Origin of the sequence: Pseudoponticoccus marisrubri (assembly GCF_001482405.1) — a bacterium.
GTDB classification, from domain to species: Bacteria; Pseudomonadota; Alphaproteobacteria; order Rhodobacterales; family Rhodobacteraceae; genus Pseudoponticoccus; species Pseudoponticoccus marisrubri.
In genome coordinates this window covers 56,749-79,125 of the sequence record NZ_LPXO01000007.1, presented here as the reverse complement: position 1 = coordinate 79,125, position 22,377 = coordinate 56,749, and the positions used below count along the sequence as shown (strand labels likewise).

The 22,377-nt window shown below is 68.1% G+C and carries 22 protein-coding genes; 8 read left to right on the top strand and 14 right to left on the bottom strand.

Annotated features, from left to right (window positions below; translation table 11 throughout):
- Window positions 1-3: 3 nt before the first annotated feature.
- From AVJ23_RS12945 to AVJ23_RS12900, 10 genes are all read right to left on the bottom strand, one after another.
- Complete coding sequence (locus AVJ23_RS12945) at window positions 4-555, bottom strand: dihydrofolate reductase family protein (protein WP_058862625.1); 552 nt, start codon at window positions 553-555, stop codon at window positions 4-6.
- A 109-nt stretch (window positions 556-664) separates the two neighbouring features.
- Window positions 665-2,449, bottom strand: a complete 1,785-nt coding sequence (locus tag AVJ23_RS12940) for a sodium:solute symporter family protein (RefSeq protein ID WP_058862624.1) — start codon at window positions 2,447-2,449, stop codon at window positions 665-667.
- A 2-nt stretch (window positions 2,450-2,451) separates the two neighbouring features.
- Window positions 2,452-2,736 (bottom strand): DUF4212 domain-containing protein, encoded by a 285-nt coding sequence (locus tag AVJ23_RS12935; protein ID WP_058862623.1) that lies wholly within the window; start codon window positions 2,734-2,736, stop codon window positions 2,452-2,454.
- 115 nt (window positions 2,737-2,851) lie between these two features.
- The gene (locus AVJ23_RS12930) at window positions 2,852-3,538 is read right to left on the bottom strand and encodes an adenylate kinase (RefSeq protein ID WP_058862622.1); all 687 of its coding nucleotides are present in this window, start codon (window positions 3,536-3,538) and stop codon (window positions 2,852-2,854) included.
- A gap of 5 nt (window positions 3,539-3,543) precedes the next feature.
- Entirely contained in the window at window positions 3,544-5,490 is a 1,947-nt protein-coding gene (acs, locus tag AVJ23_RS12925; protein ID WP_058862621.1) for an acetate--CoA ligase, read from the bottom strand.
- Between the two features lie 119 nt (window positions 5,491-5,609).
- Entirely contained in the window at window positions 5,610-6,365 is a 756-nt protein-coding gene (locus tag AVJ23_RS12920) for an ABC transporter ATP-binding protein (protein ID WP_058862620.1), read from the bottom strand.
- A gap of 97 nt (window positions 6,366-6,462) precedes the next feature.
- Window positions 6,463-7,218 carry an ABC transporter ATP-binding protein gene (locus AVJ23_RS12915; RefSeq protein ID WP_058862619.1) on the bottom strand — a complete coding sequence of 252 codons (756 nt, stop codon included), beginning with the start codon at window positions 7,216-7,218 and terminating at the stop codon, window positions 6,463-6,465.
- A 12-nt stretch (window positions 7,219-7,230) separates the two neighbouring features.
- Window positions 7,231-8,427 carry a branched-chain amino acid ABC transporter permease gene (locus AVJ23_RS12910; protein ID WP_058862618.1) on the bottom strand — a complete coding sequence of 399 codons (1,197 nt, stop codon included), beginning with the start codon at window positions 8,425-8,427 and terminating at the stop codon, window positions 7,231-7,233.
- A 3-nt stretch (window positions 8,428-8,430) separates the two neighbouring features.
- On the bottom strand, window positions 8,431-9,462 hold the full coding sequence (locus tag AVJ23_RS12905; RefSeq protein ID WP_058862617.1) for a branched-chain amino acid ABC transporter permease: 1,032 nt from the start codon (window positions 9,460-9,462) through the stop codon (window positions 8,431-8,433).
- Between the two features lie 108 nt (window positions 9,463-9,570).
- A complete protein-coding gene (locus AVJ23_RS12900; RefSeq protein ID WP_058862616.1) occupies window positions 9,571-10,908 on the bottom strand; it encodes a substrate-binding protein in 1,338 nt (445 codons plus the stop codon).
- 218 nt (window positions 10,909-11,126) lie between these two features.
- Between AVJ23_RS12900 and AVJ23_RS12895 the strand changes: the two genes are divergently transcribed.
- The 5 genes from AVJ23_RS12895 (at window position 11,127) to AVJ23_RS12875 (ending at window position 17,132) form a co-directional block, all read left to right on the top strand.
- Window positions 11,127-12,446, top strand: coding sequence for a helix-turn-helix transcriptional regulator (locus tag AVJ23_RS12895; protein ID WP_058862615.1), 1,320 nt, complete (start codon window positions 11,127-11,129; stop codon window positions 12,444-12,446).
- 123 nt (window positions 12,447-12,569) lie between these two features.
- Window positions 12,570-12,938, top strand: coding sequence for a response regulator transcription factor (locus AVJ23_RS12890; protein ID WP_058862614.1), 369 nt, complete (start codon window positions 12,570-12,572; stop codon window positions 12,936-12,938).
- Complete coding sequence (locus tag AVJ23_RS12885) at window positions 12,935-13,222, top strand: hypothetical protein (RefSeq protein ID WP_058862613.1); 288 nt, start codon at window positions 12,935-12,937, stop codon at window positions 13,220-13,222. Before AVJ23_RS12890 ends, AVJ23_RS12885 begins: the two co-directional genes overlap by 4 nt.
- Window positions 13,219-15,900 carry a sensor histidine kinase gene (locus AVJ23_RS12880; protein ID WP_058862612.1) on the top strand — a complete coding sequence of 894 codons (2,682 nt, stop codon included), beginning with the start codon at window positions 13,219-13,221 and terminating at the stop codon, window positions 15,898-15,900. The genes AVJ23_RS12885 and AVJ23_RS12880 overlap by 4 nt, the downstream gene beginning before the upstream one ends.
- A 167-nt stretch (window positions 15,901-16,067) precedes the next feature.
- Window positions 16,068-17,132 (top strand): flagellar motor switch protein FliM, encoded by a 1,065-nt coding sequence (locus tag AVJ23_RS12875; RefSeq protein WP_058862736.1) that lies wholly within the window; start codon window positions 16,068-16,070, stop codon window positions 17,130-17,132.
- 5 nt (window positions 17,133-17,137) lie between these two features.
- Here AVJ23_RS12875 and AVJ23_RS12870 read toward each other — a convergent pair whose 3' ends face one another.
- From AVJ23_RS12870 to AVJ23_RS12855, 4 genes are all read right to left on the bottom strand, one after another.
- On the bottom strand, window positions 17,138-17,563 hold the full coding sequence (locus tag AVJ23_RS12870) for a protein tyrosine phosphatase family protein (protein ID WP_058862611.1): 426 nt from the start codon (window positions 17,561-17,563) through the stop codon (window positions 17,138-17,140).
- 9 nt (window positions 17,564-17,572) lie between these two features.
- The gene (locus AVJ23_RS12865) at window positions 17,573-18,010 is read right to left on the bottom strand and encodes a DUF6691 family protein (protein WP_058862610.1); all 438 of its coding nucleotides are present in this window, start codon (window positions 18,008-18,010) and stop codon (window positions 17,573-17,575) included.
- Window positions 18,010-18,435, bottom strand: coding sequence for a YeeE/YedE family protein (locus AVJ23_RS12860; RefSeq protein WP_058862609.1), 426 nt, complete (start codon window positions 18,433-18,435; stop codon window positions 18,010-18,012). The genes AVJ23_RS12865 and AVJ23_RS12860 overlap by 1 nt, the downstream gene beginning before the upstream one ends.
- 101 nt (window positions 18,436-18,536) lie before the next feature.
- The gene (locus tag AVJ23_RS12855; protein WP_058862608.1) at window positions 18,537-19,400 is read right to left on the bottom strand and encodes an MBL fold metallo-hydrolase; all 864 of its coding nucleotides are present in this window, start codon (window positions 19,398-19,400) and stop codon (window positions 18,537-18,539) included.
- 139 nt (window positions 19,401-19,539) lie between these two features.
- Here AVJ23_RS12855 and AVJ23_RS12850 point away from each other — a divergent pair, with 139 nt between their 5' ends.
- From AVJ23_RS12850 to AVJ23_RS12840, 3 genes are all read left to right on the top strand, one after another.
- The gene (locus AVJ23_RS12850; protein ID WP_058862607.1) at window positions 19,540-19,860 is read left to right on the top strand and encodes a TraR/DksA family transcriptional regulator; all 321 of its coding nucleotides are present in this window, start codon (window positions 19,540-19,542) and stop codon (window positions 19,858-19,860) included.
- Window positions 19,861-19,886: 26 nt separating this feature from the next.
- Window positions 19,887-20,099, top strand: a complete 213-nt coding sequence (locus AVJ23_RS12845) for a hypothetical protein (protein ID WP_058862606.1) — start codon at window positions 19,887-19,889, stop codon at window positions 20,097-20,099.
- A gap of 261 nt (window positions 20,100-20,360) precedes the next feature.
- A complete protein-coding gene (locus AVJ23_RS12840; RefSeq protein WP_058862605.1) occupies window positions 20,361-22,358 on the top strand; it encodes an enoyl-CoA hydratase/isomerase family protein in 1,998 nt (665 codons plus the stop codon).
- Window positions 22,359-22,377: the final 19 nt, after the last annotated feature.

The following is a 22,377-nucleotide window of genomic DNA, read 5'->3' as shown; positions in this document are numbered from 1 at the left end:
CGGTCAGGCCTCCTTGGCGGGCTGTGTCACGCGGTAGGTGCAGGAGACGAGGCCCGAGCGGAAGGCCCGCGTCTCGACCAGGTCGAGGTCGAGATCCTGCTCCAGCGGGCCGAAGAGCGGCCGGCCGCTGCCCAGCAGGATCGGCACCCGGGTCACCGTCATCTCGGCGATCAGCCCCGCGCGCAGGAAGGACTGGATGACCTGGCCGCCATCCACGTAGACCCGCTGCCAGCCTTCTTCGGCCAAGGCCGCCATCAGCCGCGACGGGCTAGTGCGGGTGAGGCGTACGCTGTCCTCCAGTGCCTCGGGGATGTCTTCGGGGGTCAGGGTCTGGCTGAGCACCACCACCGGCTTGTCATAGGGCCATTCGGGAAAGCTCAGCACCTTGCGGAACGAGGCGCTGCCCATGACGATCCCGTCCATGCGCGCGTAGAAGGCGTCATAGCCGTGGTCATCCTCGGCCACGGGCTGCTTCATGAGCCAGTCGAGATCGTGATCCTTGCGCGCGATGTAGCCGTCAAGGCTGGTGGCGATGAAGACATGTCCGGTGATCATGGGGGCGGCGCATCCGATCGGTCACAAAAGAAAAATCCCGTCCCGCATACGCGGAACGGGACCTCTTGGCAAAGGGCGGGCACAGGATTCGTGCCCGCCCGTGCCCATTTCAGTGGTCGGCGGCGGCTGCGCCGGCACCGCGAGGCACACGGACGCTTTCCACCAGTTCCTCGATCTCGGCCGGAATCGGGGTGGTCATCTTCGACACGGTGAAGGCCACCGCGAAGTTCACCATCGCACCCACCGCACCGAAGCTGGTCGACTTGATCGTGCCAAGCAGCGGATCGGCATCGGTGAAGCTGTTGGTGTCGGGGATGAAGAACCAGCCCTTGTGCAGGAAGATGTAGATCAGCGTGACGATCAGGCCCGAGAGCATGCCGGCGACGGCGCCCTTGTTGTTCACCTTGGTGAAGATGCCCATCATCAGGGCCGGGAAGATCGACGCCGCGGCCAGACCGAAGGCCAGCGCCACCGTCTGGGCCGCGAAGCCCGGCGGGTTGAGGCCCAGGTAGGTCGCCACCGCGATGGCCACGGCCATGGCGATCCGGGCCGAGAGCAGTTCGCCCTTCTCGCTGATGTCCGGGGTCAGCTGGCCCTTCATCAGGTCGTGGCTGACCGCCGAGGAGATCGCCAGCAGCAGGCCGGCCGCGGTCGACAGGGCGGCGGCAAGGCCACCGGCGGCGACCAGACCGATCACCCAGCTGGGCAGGTTGGCGATCTCGGGGTTGGCGAGCACCAGGATGTCGCGGTTGAAGTTGGTCAGCTCGTTGCCGGCCCAGCCTTCGGCTTCCGCACGTTCCTGCATCTCGGGCGAGGCATCGTTGTAGTACTGGATGCGGCCGTCGCCGTTCTTGTCTTCCCAGCCCAGAAGGCCGGTCTGCTGCCAGGTGGCCATCCAGTCATAGGCCGGGTCGGTCTCGATCGTCTCGACGCTGACGGCCTGGCCCTCGGTGCCGTTCGGCCAGAACTGCTCGGTGATGTTCAGGCGCGCCATCGCACCCACGGCCGGGGCCGTCAGGTAGAGCAGCGCGATGAAGACCAGCGCCCAGCCGGCGGACCAGCGTGCATCGGCCACGCGCGGCACGGTGAAGAAGCGCATGATCACGTGCGGCAGGCCGGCAGTGCCGATCATCAGCGACAGGGTGAAGAGCACCATGTTGAACGTGTCGCCGTGATGGGCGGTGTACTCGTTGAAGCCCAGCTCGGCCACGATCTGGTCCAGCTTCTGCAGCAGCGGAACGCCCGACTCCACGTCGGTGCCGAACAGGCCCAGGCCCGGGATCGGGTTGCCGGTCAGCTGCAGCGAGATGAACACGGCCGGGATCGTGTAGGCCATGATCAGCACGACGTACTGCGCGACCTGCGTGTAGGTCACGCCCTTCATGCCGCCGAACACCGCGTAGGCGAAGACCACACAGGCGCCGATCAGCAGGCCGGCCGTGTTCGAGACCTCGAGGAAGCGGCCGAAGGCCACGCCCACGCCGGTCATCTGGCCGATCACGTAGGTCAGCGAGGCCACCAGCAGCGAGATCACCGCCACGAGCCGTGCGGTCGGGCTGTAGAACCGGTCGCCGATGAACTCGGACACGGTGAACTTGCCGAACTTGCGCAGGTAGGGCGCCAGCAGCAGGGCCAGCAGCACGTAGCCGCCCGTCCAACCCATCAGGAAGGTCGAGTTGTCATAGCCGGTGAAGGCGATGAGGCCGGCCATCGAGATGAACGAGGCCGCCGACATCCAGTCGGCCGCCGTGGCCATGCCGTTGGTGACCGGGTGCACGCCGCGCCCGGCGGCGTAGAATTCCGAGGTCGAACCGGCACGGGCCCAGACCGCGATGCCGATGTAGAGCGCGAAAGAGGCGCCCACAAACAGCAGGTTGATGGTAAACTGATCCATGATCACTCCTCCTCGACGCCGAATTCTTTATCCAGCTTGTTCATCCGCCAGGCGTAGAAGAAGATCAGCGCCAGGAAGACGATGATCGACCCCTGCTGGGCGAACCAGAAGCCCAGGTCGGTGCCGCCGACGGCAATGCCCGACAGCAACGGCCGCAGCAGGATGCCGAAGCCGAACGACACCAGCGCCCAGATGACGAGGCTGATGAGAATGATACGCACATTGGCCGACCAGTAGGCCTTGTCGCCTTCGGCGGTGTGCGCGCCTTGTGATGTTTGATCCGCCATGTCGCGGGTCCTCCTCTTCCTCCGTTGAGCATGCCCTCCCGGACACGCGTCTCCTCTCTGCCCGTCGGGCAGCACGCCCCCCGTGCGCGGGGGGCGGTGTTCGTCTCGCCCGGTGTCAGGCGGTGGCGGCGTCGACGATGGCCGCGAGCCGCGCCGCGATGCCGTCGATCTCGCCCATGGCATCGACAGATGTCAGCACGCCCGCCCGGGCGTAGTAGTCGATCAGCGGGGCGGTCTGGGCGTGGTAGGCCTGCAGCCGGCTGGCCACGGTCTCGGCGTTGTCGTCGGCGCGGCGCTTGAACTCCGTGCCGCCGCACTTGTCGCAGGTGCCCTCGGTCTGCGGCTGCTTGAAGCTGTCGTGATAGCCCTCGCCGCAGCCCGCGCAGGTGTAGCGCCCCGAGATCCGGGTCACCATCGCCGCATCGTCGACCTCGAGGCTGACCGCCGCGTCGATCTTCTGCCCGCTCTCGGCCAGCAGCCGGTCCAGCGCCTCGGCCTGCACCGTGGTGCGCGGGAAACCGTCCAGGATCACGCCGCGGGCGCAGTCGGGATCGGCCAGCCGGTCGCGCAGGATCGCGATGACGATCGCGTCGCTGACCAACTCGCCTGCTTCCATGACCGCCTTGGCCTGAAGGCCCGCCTCGGTGCCCTGCGCCACGGCGGCGCGCAGCAGGTCACCGGTGGACAGCTGCACGAGGCCGAAACGCTCTTCGAGCATGCGGGCCTGGGTGCCCTTGCCGGCGCCCGGGGGCCCCAGCAGGATCAGGACCGGGGCGGTGGCGGGGATCTGGGTTCCGTCCATTGCGCTCACCCCTTGTTCATTCTGTTTTCGATGAGGTCGTCGACGACGGATGGGTCGGCGAGGGTGGAGGTGTCTCCGAGGCTGCCATAGTCGTTCTCGGCGATCTTGCGCAGGATGCGGCGCATGATCTTGCCGGAGCGGGTCTTGGGCAGGCCGGGGGCCCACTGGATGAGGTCGGGCGAGGCGATGGGGCCGATCTCGGTGCGGACCCAGTTGCGCAGCTCCTTGCGCAGCTCGTCAGTGGCCTCGACGCCGGCCATCAGGGTCACGTAGCAATAGATGCCCTGGCCCTTGATCTCGTGCGGGTAGCCGACCACCGCGGCCTCGGCCACCTTCTCATGCGCCACCAGCGCCGATTCCACCTCGGCGGTGCCCATCCGGTGGCCGCTGACATTGATCACGTCATCGACCCGGCCGGTGATCCAGTAATCGCCGTCGGCATCCCGGCGACAGCCGTCACCCGAGAAGTAGTAGCCCTTGTAATCCGAGAAATAGGTCTTCTCGAACCGTTCGTGATCGCCCCAGACGGTGCGCATCTGGCCCGGCCAGCTGTCCTTGAGGCAGAGCACGCCCTCGGTGGGGTTGTCGTGGATCTCCTCGCCGGTCTGCGGGTCCAGCACGACGGGCTGCACGCCGAAGAACGGCTTCATCGCCGCGCCCGGTTTCAGCGCATGCGCGCCGGGCAGGGGGGTCAGCAGGTGGCCGCCGGTCTCGGTCTGCCACCAGGTGTCCACGATCGGGCAGCGCCCGCCGCCCACGACATCATTGTACCAGTTCCACGCCTCCGGGTTGATGGGTTCCCCGACCGTGCCGAGGAGTCGCAGCGAGGATAGATCGCATTTCGTTACGAATTCGTCACCCTGGCCCATCAGCGCGCGAATCGCCGTCGGCGCGGTGTAGAACTGGTTCACGCGATGCTTCTCGCAGACCTGCCAGAAGCGGCTGGCATCGGGATAGGTGGGCACGCCCTCGAACATCAGCGTGGTGGCGCCATTGGCGAGCGGCCCATAGATGATGTAGGAGTGCCCGGTGACCCACCCAACATCTGCCGTGCACCAATAGACATCGCCCTCGTGGTAGTCGAAGGTGACCTGGTGGGTCATGGCGGCGTAAACCAAATATCCACCTGTGGTGTGCACAACCCCCTTGGGCTGACCCGTTGACCCGGAAGTGTACAGGATGAACAGCGGGTCCTCGGCCTGCATCTCGACCGGGCGGCAGTAGTCGCCGGCTTCCAGCGCCATCTCGGCGTAGTCGTAATCGCGCCCCTCCACCCAGGTGGTCTGGCCGCCGGTGCGCTTGACGACCAGGCACTTGACGCTGTCCTTGCAGTGCAGCAGCGCCTTGTCGGTGTTGGATTTCAGCGCGGTCTTGCGGCCGCCGCGGGGCGCCTCGTCGGCGGTGATGACGACCTTGGCGTCACAGCCATTGATGCGGGCCGACAGCGCGTCGGGCGAGAAGCCGGCGAAGACGATGGAATGGATGGCGCCGATGCGCGCGCAGGCCAGCATGGCATAGGCGGCCTCGGGGATCATCGGCAGGTAGATGATGACGCGGTCGCCCTTGCGCACGCCGAGGCTCTCGAGCACGTTGGCCATGCGGCAGACGCGGCGGTGCAGGTCGGCATAGGAGATCGACTGCGCGGGCTCCTTCGGGTCGTCGGGCTCCCAGATGATGGCGGTCTGCTGGCCGCGCGTCTCGAGATGGCGGTCGATGCAGTTAGCCGCGACGTTCAGCGTGCCGTCGCGGAACCACTCGATCGAGACCTGGCCCAGCGTGAAGTCGACATTGCGGATCTCGCTCGGCGCCTTGATCCAGTCCAGCCGCTTCGCCTCCTCGGCCCAGAACCCCTCGGGGTCCGACACAGACCGCGCATAGGCCGCATCATACCCGGACGCGTCGATATGGGCAGATTTCGTGAAACTCTCGGATGGCGGGTAGGTCTTGGACATGAGGGCTCCTCCTGTTGTCGCGGGCAGGGAAACGCTCCCGGCTCTCGAAATCAAGCCCCGTCGGGGCGCGCGCACCGGGAGGGGCGACCGGCCCGCAGCGTGCGCGGGCCGGGGCAGGGTCAGATCGCGAGGTACTCGGCCCGCAGGCTCTCGTTCTCGAGCACCTCGGCGGCGCTGCCGTCAAAGACGATGGAACCGGTGTCGAGGATCACCGCACGGTCGGCCAGCTGCAGCGCGCGCACCGCGTTCTGTTCGACGATGATCGTGGTCATGCCCTGTTCCTTGATGTGGCGCAGGGTCTTCTCGATCTCGTCCACGATGACCGGGGCCAGTCCTTCATAGGGTTCGTCGAGCAGCAGCACCTTGATGTCGCGGGCCAGCGCGCGGGCGATAGAGAGCATCTGCTGCTCGCCACCCGACAGCGTGACGCCCTCCTGCAAACGGCGTTCGCCGAGCCGGGGGAAGAGCTCGTAGAGGCGTTCCAGCGACCAGCCGATCGGCGGCTGGATCTGCGCCAGCTTGAGGTTCTCCTCGACGGTCAGGCCGGGGATGATGCGGCGATCCTCGGGCACCAGCCCCAGACCGTTCACCGCGGCCTGGTGCGCCTTCATCGTGTGCAGCGGCGCGTGGTCCAGCCAGATCTCGCCGCGCTGCACCTGGGGATTGTCCAGCCGGGCGATGGAGCGCAGCGTGGTGGTCTTGCCGGCGCCGTTGCGGCCCAGCAGGGCAAGGATCTCGCCCTCGTGCACGTTGAAGCTGATGCCCTGCACGATGTAGCTCTCGCCGTAATAGGAATGCATGTCCCAGACCGAGAGGAAGGCCGGGGCGGTTTCGGCCATGTTGGCGTTCTTGGAGAAATCGGGGCGGACGTTCATGTCGGCAGACCCTTTCGTTCGCGGCGGGCGGGGCGTGGGCCCTCCCTACGGGTGAAGCGGAGGCGTCGGGCGGGGATGATCCCCACCCGGCGCGGGTTCAGTGCGTCTCGCCCAGGTAGGCTTCCTGGACCTTGGGGTGTCCCTTGATGTTCTCGGGCGCATCCTCGACCAGCGGCGTGCCCTGGGCCAGCACGGTAATCCGGTCGGCCAGGCTGAAGACCACGTGCATGTCATGCTCGATGATGGCGATGGTGATGTCGCGCTTGGCCTTGATCTCCTTGAGCAGGTCGATCGTGTTGTTGGTGTCGGCGCGCGCCATGCCGGCGGTGGGCTCGTCCAGCAGCAGCAGCTTGGGGTTCTGCACGAGGCACATCGCCATCTCGAGCCGGCGCTTGTCGCCGCGCGACATCGACGCCGAGTGCATGTGGCGCTTGTCCAGCATGTTCACGTCGTCGAGCATGCGCTCGGCCTCCTCGATCAGCGCGCGCTCGTTCGAGACCGATTCGTAGGCATGCAGCCGGTAGGCCCCGTCGCGCTTGGCGAAGAGCGGGATCATCATGTTCTCGAACACCGTGAGATCGGCAAAGATCTCGGGGGTCTGGAACACGCGGCTGATGCCCATCTGGTTGATCTCGTGCGGGCTGCGGCCCAGCACGCTCTGCCCGTCGAACATGACCGAGCCGGTGTCGGGGATCAGCTTGCCCACCAGGCAGTTCAGCAGGGTGGACTTGCCCGCGCCGTTCGGCCCGATGATCGCGTGGCAGCTGTTCTCCTTCACGCTGAGGTTCACGTCGCTGAGCGCCTTCAGACCGCCGAACCGCTTGCCGACATCCTTGACTTCAAGAATTCCCATGGCCCTGTCTCCTTATTCCGCAGGTTCGGTCTTGGCCGATTTCGGCGTGTCGGGCTTCTTGCGACGGAAAGCCCGCGCGATGCGTTGTCCGCCCTCGACCAGCCCGCCGGGCAGGAAGATCACGACGGCCATGAAGATCAGGCCCAGCGTCAGGTGCCAGCCCTTGCCGATGAACGGGTAGATCACCGCGACGATGAAGTCCTCCAGCCCGTCCGGCAGGAAGGCGAACCAGCCATGCAGGATGTCGGAATTGATCTTGGAGATGATGTTCTCCATGTACTTGATCGCGCCCGCGCCCAGCACCGGGCCGATCAGCGTGCCCACGCCGCCCAGGATGGTCATCAGCACGACCTCGCCCGAGGCGGTCCAGAACATGCGCTCGGCGCCGGCCAGCGGGTCCATCGAGGCCATCAGCGCGCCGGCCAGCCCGGCATACATGCCCGAGATCACGAAGGCGGCCAGCGTGTAGGGCTTGGGGTTCAGACCGGTATAGTTCAGCCGCTGCTGGTTCGACTTGATCGCACGCAGCATCATGCCGAAGGGCGAACGGAAGATGCGAATGGCCAGGTAGAAGGCCAGCAGCATCACGATGGCGCAGAAATAGTAGCCGATGTTGAAGGTGAAGACCCAGGCGCCCAGCTCCAGCTGCGCGCTGTCGCGCATCTCCAGCCCGAAGAGCCCGGGCACCGGCAGGTTCCCGTCGGCCGTCCCGCCATCGAGGATGCGCGGATCGCTCAGCGCCAGCTGCAGCCCGGTCTCGCCGCCGGTGATCGGCGTCAGCACCGAGTAGGCCAGGGCGAACATCATCTGCGCGAAGGCCAGCGTCAGGATCGAGAAGTAGATCCCCGAGCGCCGCAGCGATATGTAGCCGATCAGCAGCGCGAAGAGCCCCGACATCACCACCGCCAGCAGGATGGCGGGCAGGACGTTCATGCTGAGAAGCTTGAACATCCACACCGCCGCGTAGGAGCCCACGCCGAGGAAGGCGGCGTGCCCGAAGCTGAGATAGCCGGTCAGGCCGAACAGGATGTTGAAGCCGATGGCGAAGATGCCGAAGATCACGAAGCGCTGCATCAGGTCGGGGTAGCCCGCGTTGAACTGCGCCATGGCGCTGCCCTCGGGGAAGGGGTTCAGCAGGAAGGGGGCGAAGATGGTCAGCGCGGCGACCAGCAGCAGCAGGGTGGCGTCTTTCTTTTCGAGACCGAACATGGATCAGTCCTCCATCACGCCCTTGCGGCCCATCAGGCCCCGCGGACGCGTCAACAGAATGATGATGGCGACCAGGTAGATGATGACCTGGTTGATGCCGGGAACGAAGTTGATGACCTCGCGCATCGAGGCGAAGCTCTCGAGGATGCCCAGCAGGAAGCCCGCCAGCACGGCGCCCGGCAGCGAGCCCATGCCGCCGACGACCACCACGACGAAGCTGAGGACGAGGAAGTCCATGCCCATGTGGTAGTTGGGCGAGTTGATCGGGGTGTACATGACGCCCGCCAGGCCCGCGACGGCGGCGGCAAGGCCGAACATGATGGTAAAGCGCTTGTCGATGTCGATGCCCAGCAGGCCCACGGTCTCGCGATCGGCCATGCCGGCGCGCACCACCATGCCGAAGGTGGTGAATTGCAGGAAGGCGAAGACCGCGCCGATGATCACCACCGAGAAGCAGAAATAGACCAGCCGCCAGTAGGGATAGATGATCGTGTTCGGGTCGAAGCCGATCATGGCGCCGAAGTCGAAGCTGCCGCGGAAGGCATCCGGGGCGGGCGTCGGGATCGGGTTGGCGCCGTAATAGTACTTGATGATTTCCTGCAGCACGATGGCCAGGCCGAAGGTGACGAGGATCTGGTCGGCATGGGGGCGCTTGTAGAAATGCTTGATCAGGCCGCGCTCCATGATCACGCCCACGATGATCATGATCGGGATTGCGAAGAGGATGGCCAGCGGCACGGACCAGTCGATGATCGCCGCGCCCGCGCTCTCTCCCACGATATCGTAGAGATAGGGCACGTCCCGCATCAGCGGGTTGCCGAGGAAGTCCGTCTCGCCGGGAACCTCGACCTCGTGGCTGAGGTTGAAGAGCCGGTTCAGCGTGACCGCGCAGAAGGCGCCGATCATGAAGAGCGCACCATGCGCGAAATTCACCACGCCCAGCGTGCCGAAGATGAGCGTCAGCCCGAGGGCGATCAGCGCATAGGCCGACCCCTTGTCGAGCCCGTTCAGAATTTGGAGGATCAATGCATCCATGGTCGCACCCCTTGCGGTCGGGTTACGGATTGCGCGAACCCCGCGCAGGCGGGGTCGACAGATCGGACGGAGTGCAGGGCGGGCGTCAGGCCCACCCTGCGACAGGGATCAGGCGCCCGGGTTGCAGGTGCCCAGCTCGCCGCCGAAGATCGACGGGTCATAGGTGACCTGGTCGCGCGGCGTGACCTCGACGATTTCGAGCAGGTCGAACTCCGAGGTCGGGTTCTCCTTGCCCTTCACGACCAGCACGTCCTTGAAGCACTGGTGGTCCTCGGCGCGGTAGAGCGTCGGGCCGTTGCCCAGCCCGTCGAACTCGAAGCCTTCCAGCGCCTCGACCACCGCACAGGGGTTGAACGAGCCCGCGCGCGTCACGGCATCGGCATAGAGCAGCGTCTGCACGTAGCAGGTATGCGCCGCCTGGGACGGCGGGAAGCCGTATTTGGTGCCGAAGGATTTCACGAAGGCCTTGGAGCCCTCGTCCTGCAGCGACCAGTGCCAGTTGGTGGAGCCGAAGATGCCCTTGACGTTGGCACCGGCCCCCTTGGCCATCAGGCGCGAGTAGAGCGGCACGATGATCTCGAAATTCTTGCCGTTCACCTGCTTGTCGCGCAGGCCGAACTGCACGGCATTGGTCAGCGAGTTGACCATGTTGCCGCCGTAGTGGTTCAGCACCAGCACGTCGGCGCCCGACTGCAGAACCGGCGCGATGTAGGACGAGAAGTCGGTCTGGGTCAGCGGGGTCTTCACCGCGGCCACGGTCTCCCAGCCAAGCGCCTCGGTCGAGTTCCGGACGGCTTCCTCGGTGGTGTAGCCCCAGTTGTAGTCCGCGGTCAGGTGATAGGCCTTGCGGTCATTGCCGTAATTGTCGGCCAGGATCGGCGCCAGCGCCGCGCCCGACATGTACGAGTTGAAGAAGTGACGGAAGCCGTTGGCCCGCTTGTCCTTGCCCGTGGTGTCGTTGGAATGGGTCAGGCCGGCCATGAAGATCACGCCGGCTTCCTGGCAGAGCGCCTGCACGGCCACGGCCACGCCCGAGGACGAGCCGCCGGTGATCATGATCGCGCCGTCCTTCTCGATCATCGACTTGGCCGATGCGCGGGCGGCGTCCGACTTGGTCTGCGTGTCGCCGGTGACGTATTCGACCTTGCGGCCCAGGATGCCGGTGCCGTCCAGCGCCTTGGACGAGAAGGTGGGCAGCATGCCGCCGTCACCGCCGCCGTTCAGATGCTCGACCGCCAGCTCGTAGGCGCGCAGCTCGTCGGCGCCCTCGTCGGCATAGGGGCCGGTCTGCGGCACGTTGAAGCCCAGCGTGACGGTGCTGTCGCCGGGTGCGTTGGTAAAGCCCGAGTGGCTGGCCGCCGACAGGTAGGTCGGCAGCGCCAGACCGGCGCCGGCCACGGCACCCGTCCTGAGTACGCCACGACGTGTCAGGTTCGTCTTGGACATGAAATCCTCCCGTTTCGTGAAATGCGGGCGCCGCTCCTCAACGACGCGTCGCAGGCACGTTTCGTGCAAATCCACTATGCGGCCGGGTCGGAAAATTTCGCAACAAGCGCCTTTGTCGCAACGCTTTTTTTGTGAAGCGGTGAAAAGTATCCTTTGGTATTCTGTAAAAGCGTTTATATTGCGGCGCAGAAACACGTTGATACTGCAAGGGAATCGCTTTGCCGCGCGACACGCTGACCGGTTCGCGCATCCGCGAAAGGCGGGTGGCGCGGGGCATGAAGCAGGCCGAGCTGGCCCGCAATGCGGGTATTTCGGCCTCCTATCTCAATCTGATCGAGCACAACCGCCGCAGAATCGGGGGCAAGCTGCTGCTCGACATCGCCGAGATCCTGCAGGTCGATCCGACCATGCTGACCGAGGGGGCGGGGGCTGCGCTGATCTCGACCCTGCGCGAGGCCGCCATGGAAAGCGAGGCCAGCGGCGCCGAGCTGGACCGCGTGGACGAGTTCGCCGGCCGCTTTCCCGGCTGGGCGCAGCTGCTGTCGGACACGCGCGGCCGGGTCGCGGCGCTGGAACGCACGGTCGAGATCCTGACCGACCGGATGACCCATGACCCGCATCTCGCCGCCTCGCTCCACGAGATGCTGTCTACTGTCACGGCGATCCATTCCACCGCCTCGATCCTGGCCGAGCCGGGCGAGATCGACGCCGAGTGGCAGGCCCGGTTCCACCGCAACATCCACGAGGACAGCGAGCGGCTGGCCGAGACGAGCCGCGGGCTGGTCACCTATCTCGAGGCCGACCATGCCGGCGCGACCGAGACCGGCGCCCCGCAGGAGGAGCTGGACGCCGCGCTGGAGGCGGCCGGCCACCACGTGCCCGAGCTGGAGGGCCGGGCCGAGGTGGAGGGGCCGCTGGCCCGCATGGGCGAGACGCTCTCGGCACCGGCCCGCGCCCTGCTGGACCGCTGGCTGCGCCGCTATGCCGCCGATGCCGCCGCGCTGCCGCTGGACCGGCTGGCCGAGCCGCTGGCCGAGCACGGCCCCGATCCGGCCGCGCTGGCGCAGGCCCTACAGGCGGACCCGGCGCAGGTCATGCGGCGGCTGGCGGCGCTGCCGCCCGACATGCTGCCCGCGCCGGTCGGGCTGGCGATCTGCGACGGCTCGGGCGTGCTGGTCTACCGCAAACCCGTGGCCGATTTCCCGATGCCGCGGTTCGGCGCGGCTTGTCCGCTCTGGCCGCTCTACCGGGCGTTGAACCGCCCGCTTGTGATCCTGGCCGGGCCGGTGATCCATCCCGGGCGCGCCGGCGACGGGCTCTGGGCCGAGGCGGTGGCCGTGCCGCAGGGCCGGATCGCGGTCAATGCCGACCCGCTTTACGAGGCGCACATGCTGGTGCGCCCACGGCCCGGCGCGGCGGCGGGCGCGCGCGGCGCCACACCCCCTGCCGGCCCGCCGCAAGAGGTCGGGGTCGCCTGCCGGGTCTGTCCGCGCACGCCCTGTCCGGGCCGGCGCGAACCCTCGATCCTCGGCGGGTAGGGCGCGCGTGCACCTGCGGCGGAACAGCTTTTTGACACCGCGTCGGGAATGCGACTACAGTCACCCCAACCCGTGACGGAGGCCCCGGAGAAGAGGCGCGCAGACGGGACATGGGGGGAATGCATGGCAGGGCATGTTCTGCTGATCGAGGACGAGCCGAATATCATCGAGGCCATCCGATTCATCCTGTCCCGCGCGGGCTGGCGCGTGGACACGCATTCCAACGGCGTGGATGCGGCCGAGGTCGTGCGCGCCCGCAATCCCGACATCCTGATCCTCGACGTGATGCTGCCCGGTCGGTCGGGCTATGACATCCTGCGCGACCTGCGCGAGGCGCCCGAGACCAAGGCCCTGCCGGTGCTGATGCTGACCGCGCGCGGCCAGAGCAAGGACCGCGAGATGGCCGAGCGGGCCGGAGCGAGCCGCTTCATGACCAAGCCCTTCTCCAATGCCGAGGTGCTCGACGCCGTGCGGGCGCTCGCCCCGTCATGAGCATCGATCCCGCGCCGGGCCCGCGCCGACCGCTCTTCGTCGAGCGGCAGACCTATCGGCGCCGGCGGCTGGTCGACGCGGCGCGGGCGCTGCCGCTGCTGGGCCTGCTCCTGTGGTGCGTCCCGCTGCTCTGGCTGATCCCCGAAGAGCCGCTGCCCACCTCGACGGCGCTGGTCTATCTCTTCGTCGTCTGGGCCGGGCTGGTGGTCGGTGCCGCGGCGATGATCTTTGCCCTGCGCCGCGCGCGCCCGATCGAAACGGGCGGCACGGAGCGGCCGCGGTGACCACGCTCAACGCGCTCGCGGCGATCTCGGTCGCCTACGTGGCGCTGCTCTTCGCGGTGGCCTTCGTGGCCGAGCGTGCCGCCTATCGCGGCCATACCGGCTGGCTGCGCGCACCCATCGTCTACACCCTGTCGCTGTCGATCTACTGCACCGCCTGGACCTTCTACGGCGCGGTGGGCAGCGCGGTGCGCAACGGGCTGGAATACCTGACGATCTATCTCGGTCCCAGCCTCGTGCTGATTGGCTGGTGGTGGATCCTGCGCAAGCTGGTGCGGATCGGCCGGGCGCAGCGCATCACCTCGGTCGCCGACCTGATCTCGTCGCGCTACGGCAAATCCAACCTGCTGGGCATCGGCGTCACGATCCTCGCCGTGATCGGCACGACCCCGTATATCGCGCTGCAGTTGCAATCGGTGACCCTGTCGGTCGAGGTCTTCGCCCAGACCGCGCCGCAGCCCGAGCACGAGCGCTATACTGCCTTCTGGGTGGCCGCCGGGTTGGCCGTGTTCACGGTGATCTTCGGCACGCGCAACCTTGACGCGAACGAGCGGCATCACGGCGTGGTCATGGCCATCGCGGTCGAGGCGGTGGTCAAGCTGGCCGCGCTGCTGGCGGTGGGCGGCTTCGTGGTCTGGGGCATCGCCGGCGGGGTCGGTCAGGTGCTGGAGCGGATCGACGCCTCGGATCTCGGACATTGGGACGTGTCGGGCGGCCGCTGGGCCGGGCTGATGCTGCTTTCGGCCGCGGCCTTCCTCTGCCTGCCGCGCATGTTCCAGGTGCTGGTGGTCGAGAACGACAATGACGAACAGCTGCGCATGGCGGCCTGGGCCTTCCCGCTTTACCTGATGATGATGAGCCTGTTCATCGTGCCCATCGCGGTGGTCGGGCTGGACGTGCTGCCCGAGGGATCGAACCCCGATCTCTTCGTGCTGACCGTGCCGCTGGCCTTCGGGCAGGACCAGCTGGCGTTGCTGTCCTTCCTCGGCGGCTTCAGCTCGGCCACCTCGATGGTGATCGTCGCGGCCATCGCGCTGTCGACCATGGTATCGAACCACATCGTCATGCCGATCTGGTTGCGCCTGCAAGAGGGCGCGGCCAGCGTCTCGGGCGATGTGCGCGCCGTGGTGCTGCTGTCGCGGCGGCTGTCCATCGCCGGGGTGCTGCTGCTTGGCTATCTTTATTATGCCGTGTCGGGCGGGGGCGAGGCGCTGGCCGTGATCGGGCTCGTCTCCTTCACCGGCGTCGCGCAGGTGCTGCCCGCGATGCTGGGCGGGATCTTCTGGCGCGGGGCCACGCGGATCGGCGCGCTCTCGGGGCTGACCGTGGGCTTTGTTGTCTGGCTCTACACGCTGTACCTGCCCAGCTTCGGCTCGGGCATGGTACTGCCGCAGCCCTTCTTCGAGACCGGGCCGCTGGGCCTGTCCTGGCTGAACCCGCATGCGCTGTTCGGCATCGACGGGCTGGACCCGCTGCTGCATGCCGTGCTGTGGAGCCTGTCGCTCAACACGCTGGCCTTCTTCGCCGCCTCGCTGATGAGCTTTCCCAGCCCGCTGGAGCGGTTGCAGGGCGCGCAGTTCGTCAATGTCCAGCAGACCCCCGGCAGCGCGCGCAGCTGGTCGCATTCTACCGCGCAGAGCGAGGACCTGATGGTCATGGCGCAGCGCATCCTGGGCGCGAGCGAGGCGCAGGCGCTGTTCCAGCGCGCCGCCGAGGAGCAGGGGCTGGAGGGGCACCTGCCCGAGCCCACGCCGGCCTTTTTGCAGGCGCTGGAGCGCGAGCTGTCGGGCTCGGTCGGCGCGGCCACGGCGCATGCCATGGTGGGCCAGATCACCGGGGGCATGGCCGTCTCGGTCGAGGACCTGATGGCGGTCGCCGACGAGACTGCGCAGATGATGGAGTATTCCGCCCGGCTCAAGGCGCAGTCCGACGAGCTGGCCCGCACAGCCGCCCAGCTGCGCGCGGCCAATGACAAGATGACCCGCCTGTCGGTGCAGAAGGATGCGTTTCTCAGCCAGATCAGCCACGAGCTGCGCACGCCCATGACCTCGATCCGGGCCTTCTCCGAGATCCTGCGCGATGCCGAGGAACTGGGAGATGCCGATCGCAACCGCTATGCCTCGATCATCCATGGCGAGGCGATCCGCCTGACCCGCCTGCTGGACGACCTGCTGGATCTCAGCGTGCTGGAGAACGGGCAGGTCAAGCTGGACATGGCCGAGGGGCGGCTGGAGGACGTGCTGGACCGCGCCGTGGCGGCGGTCTCGGCCGATCTGGGCGACCGGTCACTGGCGATCCGCCGCGACCGCACCACCGAGCAGGTCTGGCTGCGCACCGACCTGGAACGGCTGAGCCAGGTCTTCATCAACCTCATCGCCAATGCGCGCAAGTATTGCGACGCGGCCGAGCCCGAACTCGAGATTCGCGTCAGCAGCGACGCGCAGGGGCTGGTGGTGGATTTCATCGACAACGGCTCGGGCGTGTCGCCCGAGGCGCAGGACGTGATCTTCGAGAAATTCGCCCGCGTGGGCGAGATGAAGGCCGGCGGCGCGGGGCTGGGCCTGGCCATCTGCCGGCAGATCGTGACCCGGCTGGGCGGCGAGATCCTGTACCTGCCCGACCAGCGCGGCGCGGCCTTCCGCGTCATCCTGCCGGCGCCGCAGGCCCTGGCCGCGCAGTGATCTTTCGGGATTTCCCGCGCGCCGAAAGAGCTTGGTAACCAAATCGCGCCATAAGTCGAAGGCGAGGTGGCACAGGACGGGCGTTTGACTGCATGGCTGACGGGGCGCGACAGGACGTATTGGGCCGGAAGGCACAAGCGGCACAACGGGCGTTCGATGCGCGCGGCATGTCGCCGGCCAAGGCGCTGCGCCGGGCGCTGTCGCGCACGGCCGACGTGCTCTGGGACCTGGCGCTGGTCACGCAGGCGGTCGGCATCGACACGCGCGACCAGGACGGGGTGATCGCGGGGCTGGGCCCGCATGACCTGCTGCTGCTGCTGGACGGGCCCGAGGGCGCGGTGGGGCTGGCCGCGATCGACCGCGCCGTGATGACCGGGCTGGTCGAGGTGCAGACCATCCAGCAGGTCACGCAGATGCCGGTCGATACCGATCGCGTCCTGACCCAGACCGACGCGGCGATGATGGCCCCGCTGATCGACGGCGCGCTGGAGCGCATGGCCGCCAATCTCGAGGATCATCCCCTGCATCCGCAGATCGAGGGCTATCGCTTCGGCGCCATGATCGAGGATGCGCGCGCCGCGGGCCTGCTGCTCGACGCGGCCAGCTACCGTGTCTTCCGGACCGAGGTGGACCTGGCGCTGGGGCGCCGCCGCGGGCCGTTGACGGTGGTGCTGCCCGAACGGCCGCGCCGGGCCGGCACGGCCAGTACTGATGCCGCGGACAGCGCCCCGCACGAAGAGTTGCTGGCCCGCGTGCCGGCGCGGCTGGACGTGGTGCTGACGCGGTTGACCCTGCCGCTCAACCGGGCGCGCACCCTGCAACCGGGTGACCTGCTGCACCTGCCGCAGGATACGCTGGGCCGGGTCGAGATCACCGCCGGCGGCGGGCAGATGGTCGCGCGCGGACGGCTGGGCCAGATGAACGGGATGCGGGCGGTCCGTCTCGACTGGCCCGCCCCCAAGCGGGCCGCGGACCCGTCGGAGCGTGCGGGCGAGAGCGAGGAGGCGCCGCCGCCCGAGGCCCCGGCCGATCCGCCGAAACAGGACGCGACCCCCGCGCAGGCCGAGAGCCTGCCGGACCTGCCGCCGCTCGACCTGCCCGTCACCGGGGCCGAATTCGATTTCTCGGGGGTGCACGCCGCGACCCAGGCGGGGCTGGGCGGGCTCGACCCGGCCGAGGATTTCTCGGCCGCGTCGCTCGATTTCGACTTCGAGGAGAACTTCGAAGAATAGGGCGCTCAGACCTTTGACAGCGCCTCGAGCGTCGGGCGCATGCCCGAGAGGTCATAGCCGGCCTGCGCGGCGGCCGACAGCGTGTCGTCCACGCCCAGCGTGCCCACATGCCCCAGCGCCCAGACCACGGTGCAGCGGGTGCCCGAGGCGCAATAGGCCAGGACCTTGCCCTCGGCACCGGCGATCAGCTCGCTCTGCCGCGACACGTTCTCGGCATTCATCGTGCGGTGGGTCAGCGGCAGCCGGGCAAAGTCCAGCCCCGCCGCCTCGACCGCCGCGCCGATCGCATCGGCCTGCTGGTCGGGGGCCACTTCCTCGTCGGGGCGGTTGCAGATCACGAGGCGGATGCCCGCCTCCTTGATCTCTGCCACGTCCTCGACCGAGATCTGCGGGCTGACATGATAGACGGGGGTGATTTCGCGCATATCCATGACAATCGCCTACTCTGCCGGAACCGTCCTGTCCAGCCGCGCGCGCAGCAGCGGCGCGACGGCCATGCCCGCCGCCATCGCGGCAAGGAAGACGTAGAGCCCCGGTCCGCCATAGCTCAGCGCCGCGATCGAGGGGCCCGGGCAGAGCCCGGCCAGCCCCCAGCCGATGCCGAACAGCACCGAGCCGAGGATCAGCTTGCTGTCGATCTCGCGCGAGGGCGGGGGCGGCAGCGCGGCGCCGGTCAGCGCGGTCACGCGCCGGCGCCGGATCAGCCAGGCGATGGCCATGGGGATCATGGCGCCGCCCATCACGAAGGCCAGCGTCGGGTCCCAGTTGCCGAACACGTCCAGCCAGCCCTGCACCTTGGTGGTGTCGGTCATGCCCGAGACGAAGAGCCCGGCGCCGAACAGGCCGCCGGCGAGGAATGCAATGAACAGGTTGAGCATCAGATCACCCCCAGAACGTGGCGGAACAGCACGACACCGACGCCGCCGGCGAGGATGTAGCAGGCGGTGGCGACGAAGCCGCGGATCGACAGGCGCGACATGCCGCAGACCCCGTGGCCCGAGGTGCAGCCATTGGCGATGCGCGTGCCGACCCCCACCAGCAGCCCGGCCGCGACCAGCACGGCCATGTTGTCGGTGATATGCGTGTCGACCTCGCGGTAGACCGGCATCAGCAGCACCGGCAGCAATGCGACGCCGGCCAGGAAGACCAGCCGTTCCCACAGCGTGCCGCGGCCCGAGCCGTCGACGATACCGCCGATGATGCCCGAGGCGCCCATGATGCGGCCGTTGCCCAACAGGTAGACAGCGCCGCCCGTGCCGATCAGCAGACCGCCGATCAGCCCCCAGATCCAGTCGATTGGCATGGGTTCGTTTCCTTTTCTTGTCCTGAACGCCCCGGTTCGCACGGGGCATGTCGCTCGCGCCGGGCGGCACCCGCCCCCGGGTCCGGGGGCAGGCCCGCCGGTCAGATCTTGTTGACCGGCACCTTGAGGAAGACGTCGCCCTGCTCGTCGGCCGGCGGCATCTGGCCCGCGCGCATGTTCACCTGCAGCGAGGGGATGATCAGCTTGGGCATGGCCAGAGTGGCGTCGCGGCTGTCGCGCATCTGCACGAAATCTTCCTTGGTCTTGCCCGCGCCGACATGCACGTTCGCGGCCTTCTGCTCGCCCACCGTGGTCTCCCACGCATAGTCGTCGCGGCCCGGCGCCTTGTAGTCATGGCCCACGAAGATGCGCGTCTCGTCCGGCAGGGCGAGGATCTTCTGAACCGAATCGTAGAGCGTGTCCGACGATCCGCCCGGGAAGTCGCAGCGCGCCGTGCCGAAATCGGGCATGAACAGCGTGTCGCCCACGAAGGCCGCGTCGCCGATCACGTAGGTCAGGCAGGCCGGCGTGTGGCCGGGCGTGTGCAGCACGTCGCCGCGCAGCTGGCCGATATGGAAGCTGTCGCCCTCGACGAAGAGCTGGTCGAACTGCGAGCCGTCGCGCTGGAACTCGGTGCCCTCGTTGAAGACCTTGCCGAACGTGTCCTGCACGATCTTGATGCGGTCGCCGATGCCGATCTTGCCGCCCAGCCGCTCCTGGATGTAGGGCGCGGCCGAGAGGTGGTCGGCATGGACGTGGGTCTCGAGCAGCCACTGGCAGTCGAGCCCGTTCTCCTTGACGAAGGCGATCACGGCATCGGCCGAGCGGGTGTCCGTGCGACCCGAGGCATAGTCGAAATCCAGCACGGAATCGATGATCGCGCAGGCCGTTCCGTTGGGGTCGCGCACGACATAGGATATGGTGTTCGTGGCGTTGTCGAAAAAGGCTGTGACGTCTGGTTTCATCTGGTCGGGTCCTCCGTTTCGATGACACATATACGCAAAATAGAATATGTTTCAAGTCCGATCCGCGATTGACCTGCATCAATGCTTGTGGCGCGACAATTTGGCAAAGTGTCCATGTCGGGTTGGGAGGCCCGCAGCCATGTCACACCACGCACAGAAACGCGCTCTTTTCAAACGCCTGCGCGAGCTTGGCCTGCGCCTTGACGGGATTGAGGACGCGCTGGAGGCGCCGCATTCGAAGGACTGGGAAGAGATGGCGGTCGAGCGCGAGGGCGACGAGGTTCTCGAAGGGCTCGGCGTCAGCGGGCAGGCCGAGGTGGCGCGCATCCGCGCCGCGCTGCAACGCATGGCGGACGGGTCCTATGGCACCTGCGTGCGCTGTGGCGAGACGATTTCCCAGGACCGGCTGGCCGTGTTGCCGGAGACCCCGTTGTGCAGGACGTGCGCGACAGCGGCCTGACCGGCCGCAGAGATGGAGGACAGACCATGCTTGAAGACCTGAAGACTCGCCTCGAAGAGCTGCGCAAGGATCTGCTGATCGCCGAGGCCGAGGCCCGGCCGGCGGTGCTCGACCGGCTCGAGGACGTGGTGACCCAGCTCGAGACCCATGGCGGCAAGGTGCCGGCCTGGGCGCGCGAGGAGGTCGAGGCGCGGACCGATGGCCGCGTCGAGGACCAGTTCGACAACATGCCGGTCTGAGGCCCGCACGGCCGGACGCCGCGGGGTGAGCCCTGCGAGGGGACGCGGCGGACCGGTCGGGCGAAGCGCCCGGGGGCGGGGGCGGCGAGGAGGGCCGCCCCCGATCCGTGTCCGCGCGACCGCAACGACACGCTGCACGCGGTTTTCCACAGGCCTGTGGACAAAAAAATTGCCAAAACGTCCGCTTTGGCGTCTAATTCCCGCATAAACGCCGGAAAAACGGCGCAGCAGGCAGGCAGATCCGGCACCGGGCCGGGCGGGATGAGCGGGCAGATCGAACATTTCAGGCAAAGTGAACAGGTCTCGGAACGGGTCGGCTACGAGGTGGCGGCCGGGGTGGCGTATCTGAGCATCGCCAACCCGCCGGTCAACGCTCTGTCCCGCGATATCCGCGAGGACCTGATGGAGGCGCTGGACCGCGCCGAGGAAGAGGACGGGGTCGAGGCCATCGTCCTGATCGGCAGCGGCGGCACCTTTCCCGCCGGGGCCGATCTGAACGAATATGATGACGGGCTACAGGAGCCCTTTCTGCGCGATCTCTGCGAGCGCGTGGCCTACTGCGAGACACCGGTGGTCGCGGCGTTGTCGGGCACGGTGTTCGGCGGCGGGCTGGAGCTGGCGCTGGCGGCGCATTACCGGCTGGCCCTGCAGGGCACCCGGCTCAGCCTGCCCGAGATCCGCATGGGGCTCACCCCCTCGGCCGGCGCGACGCAACGCTTGCCGCGGCTGGTAGGGGCGGAACTGGCGCTCGACATGATGCTGAGCGGGCGCATCCTGACCGTGGACCGCGCGCCGGGCCAGCAGCTGGTTGACGCGGTCTGCTCGGGTGATCTGCGCATGGCCGCGGCGCAGTTCTGCGCGCGTCTGGCAGGCGAGGATCCCGCCACGCGCCGGCTGAGTGAGCGTCGCGACGGGCTGGAGGACGCGGTCGCCTTCCAGGCGGCGGTGGCCGCCCATCGCGCGCGTCTGGACGGGGATCCCGAGGATGCCGCGCACCGCATCGTGCATCTTGTCGAAGCGGCGGCGCTGCTGCCCTTCGAGGCCGGGCTGGCCATGGAGGAGGACGCGTTCGAGGCGACGCTGGCCTCGGATGCGGCCCGCGCGCTGCGCCATGCCTTCGTGGCCGAACACGTGGCCCGACGGGGCTTTGCCGCGCCGGTCGCCCCGGTCCGCATGGAGCGGGTCGCCGTGCTGGGCGCGGGGCCGCTGGCGCTGCAGATCGCCGTCTCGGCGCTGAATGCCGGGCTGTGCGTCGACTGGGGCATGCGCGACACCGCCCATCGTCACGAGGGCGAGGCGCAGCTGCGCGACCTGCTGGCCGCGGGGCGAGATGCCGATGCCCGCGCCGAGGCGCTGGACCGGCTGCGCATCGGCGACAGCGCCGCGATGACCGACCGTGCCGACATCATCCTGCACGCCGCACGCGGGCAGGGCGACGTGCCCGCGCCCGAAGGCGTGGTGCGCGCGGTCGCCATGGCCGGCCGCGTCGACCGGGTGGGCCTGCGTTTCGCGCCGCCGGTCTTTGCCACGCGGCTGGTCGAGATCATCGAGGGGCCGGACTGTGCGCCCGGCGACCTTGCCGCCGCTCTGGCCTTGGCCGACCGGCTGCACAAGGTGCCTGTCCATGTCCGCTCGACCGGCGAGAGCCTGGCCGGGCGGCTGGCCGCGGCGATGCAGCGGGCCGCCGACGGGCTGGTCGATCTTGGCGCCGACCCCTATGCGATCGACGCCGCGCTCGAGGACTGGGGCCTGGCCCGCCCGCCCTTCAAGGCGCGCGACATGGCCGGGTTGGAGACGCTGGCCCATGCCGAGCGCGGGGCAGGGGCCACGAACTGGTCGGCCGAGATTGCCGGGCTGGGACGCACCGGCTGGGTCGCGGGGCTGGGCTTCTATGACTGGGAGCAGCGCGTCGCCTGTCCCAGCGCCGCCGTGACCCGCCATCTGGACACCGCGCGCGCGCCGGTGAAATGGCCGGCCGAGGACCTGCGCCGGCTGGTGATCGGCGCGATGGCCAACGAGGGCACGCGCCTGCTGGCCGAGGGCATGGCGCGCCGGGCCTCGGATCTCGACGTGGTCTCGCTGCTGGCGCTGGACCTACCGCGCCCGCGCGGCGGGGTGATGAAGGCGGTAAGCCTCTGGGGCGTCTTCGGCGTGATGAAGACACTCGAGCGGCTGGGTCATCCCGACGCCGATTTTTGGCAGCCGCAGCCCGCCTGGGCCGAGCTGGTCAAGTACGGTCAGAGTTTCGACGACCTGTGACTGGTGGCGCCGGCCCGCG